Raw genomic sequence first — 17,686 nt, 5'->3', positions numbered from 1 at the left:
TGTACGATCGCCTCCGGGACCGGTCAACCCGCCGCTCGACGACGCGGCGCCACCGCCTCGGCTCATGGAACACCGCATCGACCGACGGTTCGGACCGCCGTCCTGGCCAGCCGCCCGCCAATCTCTCACGCCACCACCCCTAAGGCGTCTTCGTCTTCGGCTGCAGCTTCGGCCTGCGGACGCAGGAGCCGGCGACCGATCACGAGCAGGAGGCCGGCGGGGACGACGAGGATCAGGGCGATGCCGAGGATCCCGATATGCCCGATGAGCCGTCCGTAGAGGCCACCGGTGACGCCGTCGTGCCACGAGATCGCCGTCATACCGACGACGGCGGCGACGAGGAGCACGGGGATCTTGAACCACAGGGGCCAGGGCGCGCGGCGGGTCCGGAGGGCCGCTTGCGCGGCGGGCTGCGGCGCCGCGCGCTCCCGCTGCGCCAGGAGCGCCTCGATCTGATTCTGAAAGTCCGCCTGGATCGGGCTGTTCGGGTCCAGGCCGCCATTTCCCGGAGTGGGCTCGACCTGCGGTCGCGCCTCGTCCAATCTTTCTGCCAGCGGCCCCGGGATCGCCGCCTCGGCGGCGACCATCAGGCGCGCCTCGTGCCGGCGCATGAACAGCCAGAGTGCGACAGCGCCCATCAGGACGAAGGCCAGCAGCCCGAGGCCGACCGGCCCCATGACGTTCTCGATGGAGCGCCCGCAGAGATACGCGCCGAAGCCCATGATCGAGGCCCAGGCGACGCCGCCCAGCGCATTGAAGGCGAAGAAGCGGCGGGCGTCGAGCTTGTTCACGCCGGCAAGCACCGCCGCATAGGCGCGCAGCATCGCGGTGAAGCGGCCGAAGAACACGATCTTCCCGCCGTGCCGGCGGAACAGGTATTGGCCGAGCTTGAGCCGGCCGTGATCGAGGCCGATCAGGTGCCCCTTGCGCAGGAGCAGGGGCAGGCCCCAGCGGCGGCCGACCCAGTAGCCGGCATTGTCGCCCAGGATGGCCGCGGTTGCCGCGATGGCCACCACCACGGCGATGTTGATGTTGCCGGTGCTGCCGGCATAGGCCGCCGAGGTCAGCAGGACCGTCTCGCCCGGCAGGGGCAGGCCGGCGCTCTCCAGCGTGATGATGACGAAGATCGCCAGGTAGCCATAGTGCGCGATCAGGTCGGCGATCGGCAGATCGTGCAGGAAGGACATGCGGTCTCCGTGCGGCTCGCAGGTCGCGCTGTCGACGACAAACGTGGCCGCTCCGGGGCGGCGTGACGATCAAGCCCGCCGCACAGGCGCCGTCCCGCCGTCGGCCGCGACGGCGGTCACGGGCGCTTCATCCCTCACGGGCGGGGTGCGGCGCCGCAGCGCCCGCTCCGATCTCAGCGAGATGGGCGCGCATCCACGCGATGGTGCTGATGAGCCCCTCGCGCAGGGCGACGCGCGGTTGCCAGTCGAGCTCGGACCGGATCAGCGCGGTGTCGAGGACGTTGGCGGGCACGTCGGCGGCGCGACTCGGCTTGTGGATGCAGGGCAGGCGATCCCGGCCGAAGGCCACCTCCAGCTCGGCGATGATCTGGTTGACGCTCAGGCCCCTGCCGCTGCCGACATTCAGCACCTTGTGCGGCCCGTCATAGGACACCGCGGCGAGGAACGCGTCGCTGACATCGTCGACGTGCAGGAAGTCGCGCACCACCTCCCCGGTCCCCCAGACCTCCAGCGGCAGGCCCAAGAGGACACGGTGGATGTAGCTGCCGATCAGGCCCTGGTGCTTGGTGCCGAGCTGGAACCGGCCGTACGGGTTCGCGATCCGGAGGATCTGGTAGTCGATCCCGTGGAGATGCCGGTACAGGTGGAGCGACTTCTCGATCATCAGCTTGCCGATGCCGTAGGCCGAGATCGGGTCGGTCGGCGCCTGCTCGGGGATCGGGATGGCCCGGGGAATGCCGTAGATCGCGCCGCCGGAGGACGAGAACACGAGCTTCTTGATCCGGGCCGAGCGGCAGATCTCGAGCAGATGCAGGGTGGCGATCGGCGCGGCGGCGAGTTCCGCGGACGGATCCCGGTTCGAACTTTCCGGGATCGAGCCGGCGATCAGGTGGAAGACGACGTCCTGACGCTCGACGGCGTTGGCGATCGCGAGGCGGTCGGCGAACTGGCCGGTGACCCGGGCGACACGTCGGTCGAGCACCTCGGACTGGATGTGGCTGCGGCTGAAGCAGGTGACTTCGGCCCCCGCCGCCGCGAGGCGGTTGCACAGGTTCAGCCCGAGGAAGCCGCCGCCGCCCAGCACGAGGCAGCGGAGCCCCGCCATGGACGGCGCGGGCTGACCGGATCCGGCGGGATCGAGCGGCTGCGGGCCCTGCCGGGTCTCACTCATGGCCGACATTCAGCGCCGTCTTGGATCGGCGTGGGGGCCGGAAGGGCATCTTCCGGCCGCCGGCCCAGATCGGCGGGATCGCGCTCACGGGCCTCGATCATGCGCTCGACCAGCGCAAGGGCCGAGCGCTGAAGCGCCTGCCGCGTCGGTTCGAGGGGCGCCTTCCCGCAGGCGCGGGCCGCCGCGTAGGCGGCCGCGTAGGCCGCGTCCCAGCCGGCGGCGAGGACTGACGGGCCCGCGGCCTCCAATGCGTCCCGAACGGTGCCCCAGGCCGCTTGATGGGCCGCGTCCCAGGCCGCGGCCCGAACGGCCGAGCCGGTCTGCCGCAGGGTCAGGTTGGCGACGGCCGCCCGCTTGCGCGCGCGCTTGAGGTGATCGCACAGGAAGACGAGTTGGGCGACGTCCTCGACCTCGGGCAGGTCGGCCAGTTCGTCCCCCTCCACGTTCAGCTTGGCGAGGCGGAACCACGCCGGCAGGTGGGTGCGGATCAGCCAATCGGCCACCAGGGCGACCCGCCGGCGCTCCAGGGCCTCCGAGCCCCGGGTGCCGACCAAGCGCGGAACGAGCGGCAGGATCAGGGCATCGCGCGCATCCTGCGGCAGGCAATCGCTCCAGGTTCGGACAAAGGCGGCGATGCTGGGCGACGCGCAGGCGGGTTCATCCGAATGCGGCTCGCCGGCGACGTAGGCCACCGCCTCCAGGGCGCACAGGCCTGCCTCCGCGCCCGCATGGGGGCCGGCCGCGAGCGTCCTGACCCGCGCAAGCCGGTCTGGGTCGATGCGCGCGGGCCCGACGGTCCGCTTGTCCTGCAGCCGGGAGGCACCGCGATCCGGCACACGGATCGGCCGATCGTCCGCAGCCGCGATCGAAAAGCCGGCCGGTGCGCCGGTGGCGACCTCGGCCTCGAGTGCGGCCACGGCGGCCACGACCCGCCCCGGGTCGACCGTATAGCTCACGTGGAAGGCGTGCACGCCGGGGCGCGGGAGGGTCCGGCCGCGCAGGAACAGGATCCGCGCGCCCCCGGCCTCGATGAAGCTGGCATAGCCCCGGAAGTTGAAGGACAACTCCTCGTGGATCAGGCCGAGGATCCGGCACCCGGGTCGGCAGAACAGGGCGTTGCTGAGCGCCGAACTCGATGAGCCGACCACCAGTTCGGCGGAATGGAAGGCCTCGACCTGTTCGAGGAAGGACAGCGTCTCCGGATAGATCACCTCGAAGCCCAGGGGGCGCAGCCGTTCGGCGATCTCCGCCTCGTTGACGAGGGCGCGTTGGGTGAAGGCCTTGCGCGAGATGAACAGGCGCCGGTCGGTCCGGCCGGAGAGGGCCCCGCGCGCGCGGGCGCGGTCGAGGATCTGCTGGCGGATCGCCCCGAAGACGTCGGCCGGCCAGACCGTGTCGTAGAAGGGGCGGCCGGGCTTCATGTCGAAGGGGAAGAAGGCCGGCACCGGCGCCATCCCGAGGAGCCCGAACGCGACGGGCCTGGGCGGCAGCGCGATCACGGGCCGGTCGCGCGTGTCGAGAAGGCCCAGGATCTCCGCGTGCGCCCCCGGCATGTGATCGTCGATGCAGAGCGGGATTCCGTCGGGGCAGCGCGGGTCGTTGTAGCAGAGCATCCGCGGCACGAACTCGCAGAACCAGTGCCCGTAGTTCCGGCTCTGCAGGCCGAACATCATGAGGCCGGCCGCGATCGTGTGCTCGGCCTCGGGCACCTCGACGAGGGCCCGCGTGGCCCCGAAGGCGGCGGTCATGATCTGGTCGGGGTTGAGGCCGTCCTGCAGCAGGATGTCCGGGCGCCGCGGATGGGCGGCGAGGTCGTAGACGAGCTTGCCGCCGGCGATGACGACGTTGCTGCGCGGGAAGGCGCGCGCGCCCTCCAGGAAAGCGAGGTACTGGGCCGGGATATCCAGGCTGCCGGCCTCCGATCGGAGGGCCGGGGGCGGTTCCCAGAAGCGCAGATCGGGCGCGGCGATGCGGCGCTCCGGGAGCACCGTGATGACGCGGGCGCCGCCGGCCGCCGCCAGGGCCTGGACCGAGACGATGTCGTAAGCCTCCAGGGGCCCGGAGCCGGTGACGTGGCGCGTCGCCGCGTGGAGCGCGATCGCCGCGTCGAAGCGCCCGTCCTCCAGCAGGGTATCGAGGAGCAGGCGGCGCAGGTTCTTGACCTTGGTGCTGAGCCGGTCTCCGTCCTCCGTCGTCACGCCCGCGTCGCCGCCATTGAGGTCGTAGGCGAGGCGGTAACAATGGAGGCACGGCTCGGGCTGGTTCCGGCACTCGTACGCCCATCCGAGCCGCAGCAGGGTCGCAAGCCCGTCCTGGATCAGCACGGGCGCCTCAGCGTCGGCGCGCAGGCCCGCGATGTAAGCCTCGGCCTCGGCGAACCGGCCGCGCTCGCACAGGTCGCGCAGGCGCGCCGTGGCGGCGGCCCTCGTCCAGCGCGCCCGGGGGCCGGGGACCAGGGCGGCGATCAGGTCATAGGTCTCGGCGGCGGCGCCGAGCCGTTCGTCGCCCTCGAGCCGGAACGCGAGGGTTTCGAGGTGCCGGCACAGCGCGCCGCGCCGGACCGGCTCGCACTCCTCGGCGGCAAGGGTGCGGATCTGCGCGAGGACGTCCGGCGCGTTGTCGCGATGGACCGTCCGGATCAGGTCGATGAAGGTCTGCGTCGGCCTCATGTCGGTTGCGCGCCTGATCGACCCTGCCCGTCCGCGCGCCGGTCGAACGGCGCGCCCTCGCGGGCGGTGTACTGGAACCGGCGTGCCGTGACGAGATATCCGAATGGCCCTCTCCGGGGAGGGCCGGCGGATGCGGCGCTGGAGGGCGCACGCGGTCTCGTGTAGGGCAGGGCACCGGGCAGGCAGGGATCCCCGCGCATGGACGACGACCGGAACGACACGCTGCATTCGGGCCGCGGACGGATCCGATCCCGGATCCGGGCACGATGACCGTCCGCCTCGTCCTGTACGGCGCCGGCGCGCTCGCCCGCGAGATTGTCGACGCCCTGCAGCGCCTCAACGCGCACGGGACCGCGATCGAGCTGCAAGCCAGCATCGTCGATCCCGGGATCGACGCGCCGGAGACGTTTCGGGGCCGGCCCGTGATTCGGGATGTGCGCAGCCTGGCGGGCGACGCGAGCCTGCGCTTCGTCGTCGCCCTCGGCGAGCCCGGGCCCCGGGCCCGGGCGGTCGCGCATCTTCGTGCGGAGATCGGCGCCCAGTTCACCTCGATCATCGATCCGGGGGTGCTGATCGGAGCGAGCAGCCGGATCGGCGCGGGTGCCGTGATCCTCGGCCATTCCTCCATCACGACGGATGCGCGCCTCGGGGAGCACGTCCTCGTCAACCCGGGCTGCACCGTCGCCCACGACGACGTGCTCGAGGATTTCGCCACGCTGAGCCCTGGGGTCCACCTGGCCGGGCATGTCCGCGTCGAGGAGGGCGCGTTCCTGGGCACCGGGGCCTGCGTGATCCCGCGGATGCGGATCGGCGCGCACGCCGTGGTCGGCGCCGGCGCCGTCGTGATCCGGAACGTGGCGCCGGGCCAGACGGTGTTCGGCAATCCGGCGCGGTCCCTGCGGCGCGCCTAGGCGGGGAGGGGCCGGCATCCGGATCGCCGCCTTCCGCGGTCCTGTCCGGCCATGTATAGCGGGCGCGTCACCTTAGCATGCGCGTGAGGATGGTGGCGGCCGACAGTCAGGACGTGTCTCGACGATGATCCCCGTGCTCATTCCAAGCCTGCCGGAGACGGATGCCATCGTCCCGTATCTGCGCCGGATCGATCAGTCGCACATCTACAGCAATTACGGTCCGCTCTCCCGGGCGTTCACCGAGACGCTCTGCCGCTTCGTCTCGGAGCGCGCCGACGGCGCGCCGGTGGCGGCGACGATCACCGGCAGCGGGACGACGGCCATCGAGCTCGCCCTGCGCTACCGGATCGCCGGCCGGACAGGCCGGCTCTGCCTGATGCCCGCCTACACCTTCGTCGCCACCGCGCATGCGGCGGTCAATGTCGGCCTGGAGCCGTTCTTCGCGGATGTCGATCCCGAGACGCTGGCGCTGACGCCGGCCATTGCCGCCCGGGCCCTGGCGGCGGCCGGGGGCGATGTCGCCGCCGTGGTGGTGGTCAGCCCCTACGGCGCGCCGATCGACGTCGCCGCCTGGGAAGCGTTCGAGGCGGCGCACGGCATCCCGGTGGTGTTCGACGCCGCCGCCGCCACGCTCAACCTGCACCGCGTGGGCGCGCAGCCGATCTGCGTGAGCCTGCACGCCACCAAGGCGCTCGGGATCGGGGAGGGCGGGGCGATCCTCACCACCGACACCGATCTGGTCGCCCAGACCACCGCCATGACGGGCTTCGGCTTCTCGGCGAGCAGCCGCGTGTCGGAGGTGCGGGGCGGCAATTACCGGATTTCGGAATACGCCGCCGCGGTCGGACTGGCGGTGTTCGACGGGCTCGAGGCGCGCATCCAGCAATTGCGGGACGCATCCCTCGCCTATGTCGCGGGCTTCGAGCGGATCGGCGTGCGCATGCAGCCGGGCTTCGGCAGGGACTGGCTGACCATGACGATCACCGCCCTGTTCGAGCCCGGCACCGCCGATGCGGTGACGGCAGGCTTCGACGCGGACGGGATCCAGTGGCGGCGCTGGTACGGGACCGGCTGTCAGGCGCACCCCGCCTTCGCAACCTGCCGGCACGACGGGCTGGCGGGGACCGCCGCGGCGGCCGCGAGCGCCATCGGGGTGCCGTTCTTCCCGGCGATCACGCCGGCGCAGATCGATGCGGTCTGCTCGTGCGTAGAGCGGGCCCTGGCAACGCGCTAGCCCGTCTTATTCACCGGGGCTTGGCTGACGCCGTGTTTTGGGCTGATGGCGCGCGGGATCGCGCGTCCACTGTGACGCGTATGGATTCGGAACGTTGCGTCGGTGCTTGAGGGATAGGAGCGGGTTCGTCGGGGCGTCTCGGCCCCGCCGTTCAAGCGGGGGCTGGGACGAGCGCGGTCGCAAGGTGGCGTAGCAGGTCGGCTTCCGGACACGCCGCGGCGAAGGCGAGGCGGACGCGGGCAGCGGTCTCGCGGATCCGAGCGCCGAGCTTGAGCAGCCGGAGGCGGATCGTCGCGAACTCGGCCCTGGCGAGGCGATGGGCCGCCGGGATGGCGTCTCGCACGGTGAGCATCAGCCAGTAGGCCGCGGTGTGCAGGACGAGTCGCATCTGGTTGGCGGCCGGGTGCCGGCAGGAGGTGCGGTCGGAAGCGAGCTGGCCCTTGTGCAGCTTGATCAGGTTCTCGGCCTGGCCGCGGGCGCAGTAGAGTTCGGCGTAGAGCCATTCCGGCGTACCGGTGGCGATGTTCGTGACCACGAAGCGGATGTCGAGGCCGAGGCGGGTCGCCTCGATGCGGGCGGCGACGCGGCGCTGCTGCCGCCAGGACTTGGCGGCGTGGGTGGTCTCGGCAAAGCCGCGCACCGCATCCTTGTCGCCGAGGGCCCGCACCACCCGGATGTGGTCGGCGGTCGGCTCGACCTTGGCCGCGAGCGCCTTTGTGCCGGTCAAGCCGAAGACGTAGCTGACGCTGTTGTCCTCGCACCAGTCCATCGCTTCGGGCCGCCCGTAGTGGCCGTCGCCGCGGATGGTAATCGCGGTCGTCGGCCAGTGACGGCGGATCGCCCGGACGAGCCGGCGCAGATGGCCCCGGACCTCGCGACCCGAGGGTGTCTTACCCGACCGCAGGATCATCGCGACGGGACGGCTGGTGGCGGTATCGTAGACGTGGATCGGCAGAAAGCAGCGCGCGTCGTGGTGGGCGTTGAACAGCGACAGCTGCTGCTGGCCGTGCACCACGTCGCAGGTGTCGTCGATGTCCAGGGTGACCGCGGCGGGCGGTACGACGTAGCTGGCGCAGTACACGTCGACCAGCACTCGCCCGAGCCGGATCAGGTCGCGCAGGCCGGGGGTGTTCTCCATCCGCGAGACGGTGGGCTGGCTCATCAGGTCCGCGCCGCTCTCGGGCAGGCGTCCGCAGGCGAGCTTGAAGGCGGGGTCGGCGCGCAGATGGTCGAGGTCGTCGGCATCCTCATACCCGCAGGCAATCGCCAGGATGCGGGCCAGCAGGATCTCGGGCAGCGGGTGCACGACCCGGCTCGGATCGCGTCGATCCGTGATCACGGTCGCGAGCTTCTCGGCAATGCCCAATCGCTGGGCGGCCTGGGCGAGCAACAGGACGCCGCCGTCCGAGGTCAGGCGCCCGCCGTCGAAGGCAGCTGTGAGCTTCTTGCCTCGCACGGATGGAAACGCGAACGGCAGACACGTAGGATCGGACATGGCGGGCGTGGCAGGCTCGGTGCGCGTTGAAGGCTTGGCGTCAGCACCCAATCCCTAAGCTACATCAATGCCTTACGCTACGCTCGCCACCCCAGATCCACCGTCGTGATGAATAAGACGGGCTAGAGCCCTCTCTGCCCAAGTGAGCACCGGTTCGGCGCACGAGAGCGCGATACAACACGGACGTAAGGCGCTAAGCTAGCGCTGCAGATCGCGTGAGAGGAACGGTCGGTATCGATGCGAGGCGACTTTCAGCGTATCCTGACGCAGGCCAATCGGACGAACGGCGCCGCCACCCTCAACACGATCGACGGTTCCATTTCGACCTTGGCAGAGGAACGCACCGAGATAGCAGCGCAGCACCTCGCGACCCTCGCCTTTCGATACCAGGGTGAGGACTGCTTCGATTTGGCCGCCCGCGCCTACGGGCTGGCGGCGCAGGCCTCGCGTGCGCGGGCCGCGCAGTACCAATTGGCCGCCATCCGGACGAGCATCGTCGATCGCTGCCGGCGAAAGGCCTTCGACGGGGTGGAGGATCTCCTTGAGGCGCTGCGCCAAGCCAAGGCGGCCGCCGGAGACCGCGGACAGGACGACCCGTCGCTGATCAATATCGCCTGGGATGACGAGCTCGCTGGCGATGCCGAGAGCGCTGTGCGTGGCTACCTGCTGGCGCGGATCGCGCGGGATACCCTGGGCGGCCAGGCACTCACGATCGACGGCGACGCAATCGAGCGCAAGATCCGGAACCTGCGCAGCCTGCAGATGACTGCGCTCGCCGCGGAGGGACGCCACGAAGAGGCGCAGGCGCTGCACGAACGCACGCGCACGACCCTCGGGCTCGGACCCGTGCGGATCTACGATATCGTCTCCGTGCGGCAGGCCGCCGCTGAAGGGGCGGGTGACTATCGCGAGCTTGTCGGCCCCCGCCGGATCGCGGAGCCGGAGATCCGCTTCCTCGAAGGCCCGGTGGCGCTGACCTCCGTCTGCGGCACCCTGGATGCCCCGCCGCAATACGTCGCCTGGTTCGAAGACTGCCTGACCTTCCCGCGCAGCAACATCGTGCTCCAGGGCAATCGCTTGATCTACGACCTTGCCGCGCACCCCGATAGCAGCATTGCCGACATCAAGGACGGCTCGAACGCCGATCAGATCATGACGGCCGTCTACGGCGGCGGGCGCGCGCTAGTCGAGGAGCCGGCCGAGGCGCGGACCATCGAGTCCGGCCTGATGATGTTCGGGCTCCAGAGCAGAAACTACGGCCACTGGCTGCTTGAGTTCGTGCCGCGGATGCTGTGGTTCAACGACCCGGTATGTCCAGCAGGTTTCCCCATTTGCATCGACGACCACATGCCGGAAACGCATCGACAAATTGTGGAACTGCTCGATGCGCGCGACCGGCCAATTTTGCCTCTGCCGGCACAAGCGGTACGCTTCAGGGAACTCGGGGTCGCCCCGGTCCCGACGTTCTTCCCGTTCGACGTTCGGCCAGGCGTGCCGGTTTACGACTCGGTCTGGCCGAAGGACATCCTCGGCGCCATGCGGCGCGCGGTGTTGGACCGGCTTGCGGCACGCGGGATTGACCTGCGCGCCACGGGGCGGCGGATTTTCCTGTCGCGGAAAGGCTTCACGCAGCGCCAGCTCATCAACGAAGCCGAGATCATCAACGTTCTGGCGCGCTACGGCTTCGAAGTCGTCTACCCGGAGAAGCTGTCCTTCATCGAGCAGATCGCGCTCTATCATTCGGCCGACGTGATCGTAGGCTCCGCGAGTTCCGCTATGACGAACACCATCTTCTGCAACGACAAGGCCCGCGTCGTCGCGCTGATCCACGAAAACCGGTCGTTCAACTTCCGCGGCTACACAAGCATGATCGGATCGAGCGGAGCACAGGTCCTCTACGTCCGGGGCTCGACGGTGCAGGGCGAGAAGACGCACCCGTTCCACGCCAATTACACGGTCACGCCCGCCCAGGTGTTGCGCGCCCTCGATCGCGTCGGCGTCGGCCCGTAGCCCGTTTCCAGCTAGAGACGTGAGCGACATGCGGCCGACGGCAACCTTCCTCGACCTCGTTCGGTCGATTGATAGCGGCAACGCCCCGGCGCAGTTGGAGAAGCTGGCCGCTCTGCTCACCGCCGAGCCCCCGTCGCGCGCGCGCGCGTCCGCAACGCTGCGGCACCTGGAGGCCCTCGGCTTCCGGCTGGAAGGGAGCGCCCTGTTCGCGGCCGCGGCATGCGCCTTCGAGCTCGCCGCCGCGATCGACCCGCACGATCCTCCGCATTGGCGCCGGATCGCCGACGCTGCGCGGCTGCGCGGCTTCATCGACCACGAGCGCTGGGACGACGCGTCGGCGTTCGTCGCGGAGCTCCGGAGGCGGGACGAGGCGGGTTGCGCCCTGCAGGAAATCGCCCAGGGGCTGTTGCAGCTCGGCTGGGAGCACGAGTGCCGCGGCCGGGCGGAACCAGCCGTACAGTGCTACCGACTTGCCTACGCACTCAACGGGGGCGATTCCGGGCTCGTGACCGTGGACGGCGACAGCCTCAGCCAAAAGATCCGGAACCTGCGCATCCTGCAGATGAACGCCCTTGCAGAGGCGGGCCGGCACGAGGAAGCCGTGGCGCTGCACGAGAGCACCCGGTCGATCGTTGGCCTCGGCCCCGTCGGCATCTATCGTCTCGTCTCGGCCCGGCAGGAAGCCGCCGAAAGGCACGGGCGCTATCACGAGATGCGGCCCGGCCGCAGGATCGCCGACCCCGCCTTGACGTTCCTCGACGGACCGATCCCGCTGACCTCCCAGCCGGGGACTCTCGACGCGCCGCCGCAATACGTGGCCTTCTTCCAGGACTGCCTGACCTTCCCCCGCAGCAACGTCGTGCTCCACGGGGACCGACTGATCTACGACCTCGCGGCCCATCCCCTGAGCGGGGTCGCCGACATCAAGGACGGGGTCAATCCGGATCAGATCATGACGGCCGTCTGGGGGCCTGGACGTGCCCTGGTCGAGGCGCCGGCCGCGATCAACGAAGTCGACGCCGGCCTGATGCTGTTCGGGCTTCAGAGCCGGCAATACGGGCACTGGCTGCTCGAATTCGTCCCCCGGATGCTGTGCTTCAATGGTCCGGCCTGCCCCTCGGGACTCCCGATCTGCGTCGATGACGGGATGCCGGAGACGCACCGTCAGATCATCCAGCTAATGGACGCTCGTGATCGGCCGATCGTGACGCTGCCGCCGGTCGCGACGCGGTTCCGCGAACTCGGTCTCGCGCCCGTGCCGGCCTTCTTTCCGTTCGATACCCAGCCCGGGCTTCCGATCTACGACGCGATCTGGCCGCAGGACATCCTAGCCGCCGTACAGGACAGGATCCTCGCGCGGCTCGCCACGGATGGGGTCGACCTCCAGCATACCAGGCGACGCATCATTCTGTCACGGCGGGGCTTCGCGCAGCGTCAGCTCGTTAACGAGGCGGAGATCATCGAGACGTTGCGGCCCCACGGGTTCGAGGTCGTCCAGCCCGAGCAGCTCACCTTCGCCGAGCAGGTGCAGACCTATCACGCGGCCGACATCATCGTCGGTTCGGCGAGTTCCGCCCTGATCAACTGCATCTTCTGCCGGCCGGGCGCCCGGGTCGTGGCCCTCACCCACGAGAGCCCGGAATTCTACTTTCGCGGCTTCACCAGCTTCGTCGAGTCCAGCGGGGCGCGTCTTCTGTTCGTCCGCGGGACCACGCTGCAGGCGGAGGGCGTTCACCCGATGCACGCGAACTACTTGGTCCCGCCAGCGACGATGCGGCGGGCCCTGGAGGCTGTCACGTCCGCCTCTTGATCCGGATCCGCCGATGGTGCCTCAGCCGGACGCCGGACTTCCCGCCGCGTACACCCTGTGGATGGGCAGACCGCAAAAATCGTCCTCCACGCCGAGCGTCCGCATCGGTTCGGATGGGGTAACGATCAACCCCTGCATCAGCAGGCGGAGGAATTCCTGAGGCCCCCTTGTCGGGATGTCCGCCTGGAGCAGATCCGGCCCGAAGAGGTCGAGCGTGTCGGTGATGTACTGCTCGGCGCCGGCGTGCAGCTCGGCGAGTACGCCGTGCTCGGCCGGGGTCCGGAGATCCACCTTGAACAGCGGCGCGATCCGGTCGCCCACCGTCTCGTAGCCCACGACCTGTCCGTGTGGGGCGGTCAGGAACGCCTCGACGGCGAGGCCGTAGGCCAGGACGGGGAGCGACGACGTCTCGGGATTCTCGGCGCCCGCGCTGAAGCAGCTGAAGGCCGCGCCGCCGTCCTTCTTGACGGTCTGCGCCGTGTCGAAGGTCGTCATGTAGAAGCCGATTAGCGGCTGGCCGAGCGCCATCTGCATCATCTTCTGGATCGTCGCCGAATATCCGACATCGACCACCGCACAGAGACCCTCGGTATTGAGCCTCTCCTGCCTGGCGTAGGCGCGGAACCGCGCGTTCATGTCCGCGCCATGGGCGGTGATTTCCGGCTTGATGTCGGTCATGACGCGCTCGACGACCGGCGCATCGACCGGCAGACGCACGTCGATGCGGTCCAGTTCGAGATGCGCCGGGGCCGTGAAGCTCGCCCTGTTCCAGAGAAGCCCCTCAAGGCTGCCCACGTAGCGGCCGGCCGCCGTTACCAGATCCGGACGGAATTCCGTGCCGAGGGCCGCGCCGATAGCCGTCTGCCGGGAGACGTGAAAGTACCGGCCCTCGGGCAGGTGCCGCAGGTCGTAGCGCTCCCGGATCAACCGGTAGACCTTGACTAGGAAGTCGCCCTCGCGCGCAAGGAAGTACAGCCGCTCGACGCGACTCAGGGCCTCGTGCCGCATCAGCCAGGACATGAACAGCAGCATGAGCGGCCCGAACACGACGTAGCCGACCTCGCGGGCCGAGCCGAGCGTCAGGTAGGGCGGAGCGGCTCGGTTGAGGAACGGATTGCGGCACAGATGCAGCATGGCCTGGCCGACGACGAGGTCGGACGGCCACGTTCGTGCGAGATCACCTTCGTCGCGCTGAAATCCGCTCTGCGCGAGGATCTTCGCCGGATGCGCGACATGCAGATAGGGGATCCGCCGGTCGCAGGCCGCCTGGATGTCGGAGTGCTCGTTGTCGCCGACATGCAGCCAGCGGGCACGCGGCACCGCTTCGGCCTCTTCGACGTGGTGCCACAGGTCGCCCCGGTCCTTGCGCGCGCCGACCGCGTTTGACACGTAGATCTCCGCGAACAGGTCGGCGACCCCGATGCCACGAAGGATGGCGCGGATATCGGCCTCCTCATAGTAGGTGTCTGTCATCAGGACGACCCGCTTGCCGCGTTCATGGGCCGCCTTTAGGACGGCGATGACCTCCGGGCGCGGGCGCAGAGCGCCGAGGTCGATCTGCTTCTCCAGCCCGTGCGCCCGCGCGACCACGTCGCGGGGGATTGTGCCGGAGGCGGCGAGTTCCGCGTAGATCTCCGACAGGTTGACGTCGCCTCGGTGGTGCCGGCGGGCCCGGACCCGATTCTCGGCGGCGCGGCGCTCCGCGAACAGCGGCACGGGGCGGCCTTCCTCCGTCGCGATGCGGTGCTCGACGAGCTTGAGCACGGCGTCCGGGCGCCGGGCCGGGCGGCTCACGAGGGTGTCGAACAGGTCGAACGAGACGAGGTCGACATCGCTGAGCGCCAGCAGCGCTTGGTCCTGTGAGCGGGCGCTGTACTGATGCCAGTTTCGGGCGCTGCTGTCGTAACGGGCGAGCCCTTGATTGTAGTCGAAGCAGACCGCGCGGTAGCCCTGTGCACGGCACACCAGGGGAATCACCCGCTCGATCGCATGCGCGAGCGTCCCGTCGGTCTGACCGTGCTCCTCGGGGAAGTCGGCCAGGGTCAACCCCGCTGTCAGCAGCGGGCGCAGGGCGTCGACCCGTGCCCAGAACATGCCGCCGACGGGGTAGTCGAGGTATTCGTCAAACCCGTCGTAGGACAGGCCGAGGCGGGCGAGTAGACCGTGGCCGGTGCCGATGTTCGAGAGCCAGGTGTGCGCCCAGTAGACGATGTGCGCGCTGGTCTCCGGGAAGAACAGGCCGATCTGGCGATCCTCCTTCAGCAGCGCTAGGGCAACGGCGGCACAGGCGGCGTTCGCGAACAGCGCCCGATAGATCTCGTCGCGCCAGCGCACCTGCTCGGCGCCGCTGAACAGCGACTTCTTGGTGTGGACGTGGAGCACGTAGTCGTAGCTCAGGATGTCCTGCGCAAACACGGCGACGAGCGGTCCGAAGTTGCGGCCGCGGTTCTCCACCAGCACGACCCGGCAGCAATGGACCAGGCCGGCACGCGCGGCGGCCGCCTCGATAGCGTTCTTCTTCGCAGGCTCATTAGTCGAGACCAGCAGGTCGAACTGTGGGATCGCCCGCACGAGGTGCGGGAGGAGTTCCTCGAATACATCGACGTAGAAGGCGTGGACCATGACGACGATGCGTGCAGTCGTGCTCTCACGCAGGACGATGGGGAGAGTCTCGATCGCGCGGGCGCCGGCGTCGCGGGCGTATGCTAGGCGGATCGGCCGCCCCTCCGCGCGACCGCTCTCCAGATAATGCAGCAGCGGGTTCGAGCCCGCGCTGGCCACGTCGGCGTTGTTGCCGAGATACCACTCCCCATCAAACAGAGGGCCGGGCTTCATCCCGTGGCCTGCGCCCTCGCGGAGGTAATGCCGTGCGGCCTGGTTCGGCGACAGGTCGGGAACGTGGGTCGCCCGATACCATTCCGCGTCGAACAGATCGGAGCCTTCGATCCGCGCCAGCGCCACATGGTCGGCGAGCGGACAGATCGGCCGCCCCTCTGAGCGCCCGTCGTTCAGGTAGTGTAGCAGAGGGTTCTGGCCCGCCGCGGCGACGTCAGCATTGTTCTCAAGGTACCATGGGCCGTCAAACAGCGGGCCTGGGCTCAGTCCACGCTTGGCGCCCTCCTGAAGATAATGCCGTGCGGCCCGGTCCAGCGTCACGTCGGGTGCCTGTGTCGCTTGGTACCACCCCGCATCGAACAGGTCCGAGGTAGCAATTCGCGCCATCAACACCCCATCAGCGAACGGACAGATCGATCGACCTTCGGCGCGTCCGTTGTCCAGGTAGTGCAGCAGCGGGTTCAAACCTGCCGCGGCTACGTCGGGATTGTTCGCTAGCCCGTCTTATTCATCACGACGGTGGATCTGGGGTGGCGAGCGTAGCGTAAGGCATTGATGTAGCTTAGGGATTGGGTGCTGACGCCAAGCCTTCAACGCGCACCGAGCCTGCCACGCCCGCCATGTCCGATCCTACGTGTCTGCCGTTCGCGTTTCCATCCGTGCGAGGCAAGAAGCTCACAGCTGCCTTCGACGGCGGGCGCCTGACCTCGGACGGCGGCGTCCTGTTGCTCGCCCAGGCCGCCCAGCGATTGGGCATTGCCGAGAAGCTCGCGACCGTGATCACGGATCGACGCGATCCGAGCCGGGTCGTGCACCCGCTGCCCGAGATCCTGCTGGCCCGCATCCTGGCGATTGCCTGCGGGTATGAGGATGCCGACGACCTCGACCATCTGCGCGCCGACCCCGCCTTCAAGCTCGCCTGCGGACGCCTGCCCGAGAGCGGCGCGGACCTGATGAGCCAGCCCACCGTCTCGCGGATGGAGAACACCCCCGGCCTGCGCGACCTGATCCGGCTCGGGCGAGTGCTGGTCGACGTGTACTGCGCCAGCTACGTCGTACCGCCCGCCGCGGTCACCCTGGACATCGACGACACCTGCGACGTGGTGCACGGCCAGCAGCAGCTGTCGCTGTTCAACGCCCACCACGACGCGCGCTGCTTTCTGCCGATCCACGTCTACGATACCGCCACCAGCCGTCCCGTCGCGATGATCCTGCGGTCGGGTAAGACACCCTCGGGTCGCGAGGTCCGGGGCCATCTGCGCCGGCTCGTCCGGGCGATCCGCCGTCACTGGCCGACGACCGCGATTACCATCCGCGGCGACGGCCACTACGGGCGGCCCGAAGCGATGGACTGGTGCGAGGACAACAGCGTCAGCTACGTCTTCGGCTTGACCGGCACAAAGGCGCTCGCGGCCAAGGTCGAGCCGACCGCCGACCACATCCGGGTGGTGCGGGCCCTCGGCGACAAGGATGCGGTGCGCGGCTTTGCCGAGACCACCCACGCCGCCAAGTCCTGGCGGCAGCAGCGCCGCGTCGCCGCCCGCATCGAGGCGACCCGCCTCGGCCTCGACATCCGCTTCGTGGTCACGAACATCGCCACCGGTACGCCGGAATGGCTCTACGCCGAACTCTACTGCGCCCGCGGCCAGGCCGAGAACCTGATCAAGCTGCACAAGGGCCAGCTCGCTTCCGACCGCACCTCCTGCCGGCACCCGGCCGCCAACCAGATGCGACTCGTCCTGCACACCGCGGCCTACTGGCTGATGCTCACCGTGCGAGACGCCATCCCGGCGGCCCATCGCCTCGCCAGGGCCGAGTTCGCGACGATCCGCCTCCGGCTGCTCAAGCTCGGCGCTCGGATCCGCGAGACCGCTGCCCGCGTCCGCCTCGCCTTCGCCGCGGCGTGTCCGGAAGCCGACCTGCTACGCCACCTTGCGACCGCGCTCGTCCCAGCCCCCGCTTGAACGGCGGGGCCGAGACGCCCCGACGAACCCGCTCCTATCCCTCAAGCACCGACGCAACGTTCCGAATCCATACGCGTCACAGTGGACGCGCGATCCCGCGCGCCATCAGCCCAAAACACGGCGTCAGCCAAGCCCCGGTGAATAAGACGGGCTAGGTACCACGATCCGTCGAATAGGGGCCCAGGGCTGAAGCCAAGCGCGGCGCCCTGCCGCAGGTAGTGCAGTGCGGCTTCGTTCGGCACTACGTCGGGCGCCTGAGTTGCTCGATACCACTCCGCATCGAATAGCTCGGACCGTGAGAGCCTCTGCGCAACCACGAGATCGCGGTCAGCACAAAAAATGTTGCGCAGCGTCCGATAGAGCGTGGTGTAGAGGGCCATAATGGGGCTTTGAATTGAAA

At 69.3% G+C, this 17,686-nt stretch carries 9 protein-coding genes and 1 pseudogene; 5 read left to right on the top strand and 5 right to left on the bottom strand.

Annotated elements, in window-relative coordinates; all coding sequences use genetic code 11:
* Positions 1-551: 551 nt before the first annotated feature.
* The 3 genes and pseudogenes from PQI07_RS32805 to PQI07_RS32795 all read right to left on the bottom strand — a co-directional run.
* Positions 552-1,187, bottom strand: a pseudogene (locus tag PQI07_RS32805) (DedA family protein); the annotation flags it as partial.
* 127 nt (positions 1,188-1,314) lie between these two features.
* A complete protein-coding gene (locus PQI07_RS32800; RefSeq protein WP_274928984.1) occupies positions 1,315-2,358 on the bottom strand; it encodes an NAD-dependent epimerase/dehydratase family protein in 1,044 nt (347 codons plus the stop codon).
* Positions 2,355-5,027, bottom strand: coding sequence for a glycosyltransferase family 61 protein (locus PQI07_RS32795; protein WP_274928983.1), 2,673 nt, complete (start codon positions 5,025-5,027; stop codon positions 2,355-2,357). Before PQI07_RS32795 ends, PQI07_RS32800 begins: the two co-directional genes overlap by 4 nt.
* 266 nt (positions 5,028-5,293) lie before the next feature.
* Here PQI07_RS32795 and PQI07_RS32790 point away from each other — a divergent pair, with 266 nt between their 5' ends.
* Both PQI07_RS32790 and PQI07_RS32785 read left to right on the top strand, forming a co-directional pair.
* Positions 5,294-5,938 carry a NeuD/PglB/VioB family sugar acetyltransferase gene (locus PQI07_RS32790; protein WP_051976374.1) on the top strand — a complete coding sequence of 215 codons (645 nt, stop codon included), beginning with the start codon at positions 5,294-5,296 and terminating at the stop codon, positions 5,936-5,938.
* Positions 5,939-6,062: 124 nt separating this feature from the next.
* Complete coding sequence (locus PQI07_RS32785; protein WP_274928982.1) at positions 6,063-7,172, top strand: aminotransferase class I/II-fold pyridoxal phosphate-dependent enzyme; 1,110 nt, start codon at positions 6,063-6,065, stop codon at positions 7,170-7,172.
* A gap of 151 nt (positions 7,173-7,323) precedes the next feature.
* Here the strand turns inward: PQI07_RS32785 and PQI07_RS32780 are convergent, their stop codons facing one another.
* Complete coding sequence (locus PQI07_RS32780) at positions 7,324-8,667, bottom strand: IS1380 family transposase (protein WP_274926133.1); 1,344 nt, start codon at positions 8,665-8,667, stop codon at positions 7,324-7,326.
* A 237-nt stretch (positions 8,668-8,904) separates the two neighbouring features.
* Between PQI07_RS32780 and PQI07_RS32775 the strand changes: the two genes are divergently transcribed.
* Together PQI07_RS32775 and PQI07_RS32770 are read left to right on the top strand one after the other, a co-directional pair.
* The gene (locus PQI07_RS32775) at positions 8,905-10,677 is read left to right on the top strand and encodes a glycosyltransferase family 61 protein (protein WP_274928981.1); all 1,773 of its coding nucleotides are present in this window, start codon (positions 8,905-8,907) and stop codon (positions 10,675-10,677) included.
* Between the two features lie 28 nt (positions 10,678-10,705).
* Positions 10,706-12,487 carry a glycosyltransferase family 61 protein gene (locus PQI07_RS32770; RefSeq protein WP_274928980.1) on the top strand — a complete coding sequence of 594 codons (1,782 nt, stop codon included), beginning with the start codon at positions 10,706-10,708 and terminating at the stop codon, positions 12,485-12,487.
* Positions 12,488-12,508: 21 nt separating this feature from the next.
* On the opposite strand, the gene PQI07_RS32765 is transcribed toward PQI07_RS32770, so the two are convergent.
* Complete coding sequence (locus tag PQI07_RS32765; RefSeq protein ID WP_274928979.1) at positions 12,509-15,709, bottom strand: rhamnan synthesis F family protein; 3,201 nt, start codon at positions 15,707-15,709, stop codon at positions 12,509-12,511.
* A gap of 233 nt (positions 15,710-15,942) precedes the next feature.
* On the opposite strand from PQI07_RS32765, the gene PQI07_RS32760 reads away from it, so the two are divergent.
* Positions 15,943-17,286 (top strand): IS1380 family transposase, encoded by a 1,344-nt coding sequence (locus PQI07_RS32760; RefSeq protein ID WP_274926133.1) that lies wholly within the window; start codon positions 15,943-15,945, stop codon positions 17,284-17,286.
* The last annotated feature ends 400 nt before the right edge of the window (positions 17,287-17,686 follow it).

Origin of the sequence: Methylobacterium sp. 092160098-2 (assembly GCF_028920805.1) — a bacterium.
GTDB lineage: Bacteria > Pseudomonadota > Alphaproteobacteria > Rhizobiales > Beijerinckiaceae > Methylobacterium > Methylobacterium fujisawaense.
Note: the sequence above shows the minus strand (reverse complement) of the source record. Positions and strands in the feature narration are given on the sequence as shown.

Excerpts from the sequence above, each read along its gene's own strand:
- PQI07_RS32795 (WP_274928983.1), bottom strand. The coding sequence starts at position 5,027 with ATGAGGCCGACGCAGACCTTCATCGACCTGATCCGGACGGTCCATCGC.
- PQI07_RS32790 (WP_051976374.1), top strand. The coding sequence starts at position 5,294 with ATGACCGTCCGCCTCGTCCTGTACGGCGCCGGCGCGCTCGCCCGCGAG.
- PQI07_RS32800 (WP_274928984.1), bottom strand. The coding sequence starts at position 2,358 with ATGAGTGAGACCCGGCAGGGCCCGCAGCCGCTCGATCCCGCCGGATCC.
- PQI07_RS32775 (WP_274928981.1), top strand. The coding sequence starts at position 8,905 with ATGCGAGGCGACTTTCAGCGTATCCTGACGCAGGCCAATCGGACGAAC.
- PQI07_RS32785 (WP_274928982.1), top strand. The coding sequence starts at position 6,063 with ATGATCCCCGTGCTCATTCCAAGCCTGCCGGAGACGGATGCCATCGTC.
- PQI07_RS32770 (WP_274928980.1), top strand. The coding sequence starts at position 10,706 with ATGCGGCCGACGGCAACCTTCCTCGACCTCGTTCGGTCGATTGATAGC.
- PQI07_RS32780 (WP_274926133.1), bottom strand. The coding sequence starts at position 8,667 with ATGTCCGATCCTACGTGTCTGCCGTTCGCGTTTCCATCCGTGCGAGGC.
- PQI07_RS32760 (WP_274926133.1), top strand. The coding sequence starts at position 15,943 with ATGTCCGATCCTACGTGTCTGCCGTTCGCGTTTCCATCCGTGCGAGGC.
- PQI07_RS32765 (WP_274928979.1), bottom strand. The coding sequence starts at position 15,709 with ATGGCGCGAATTGCTACCTCGGACCTGTTCGATGCGGGGTGGTACCAA.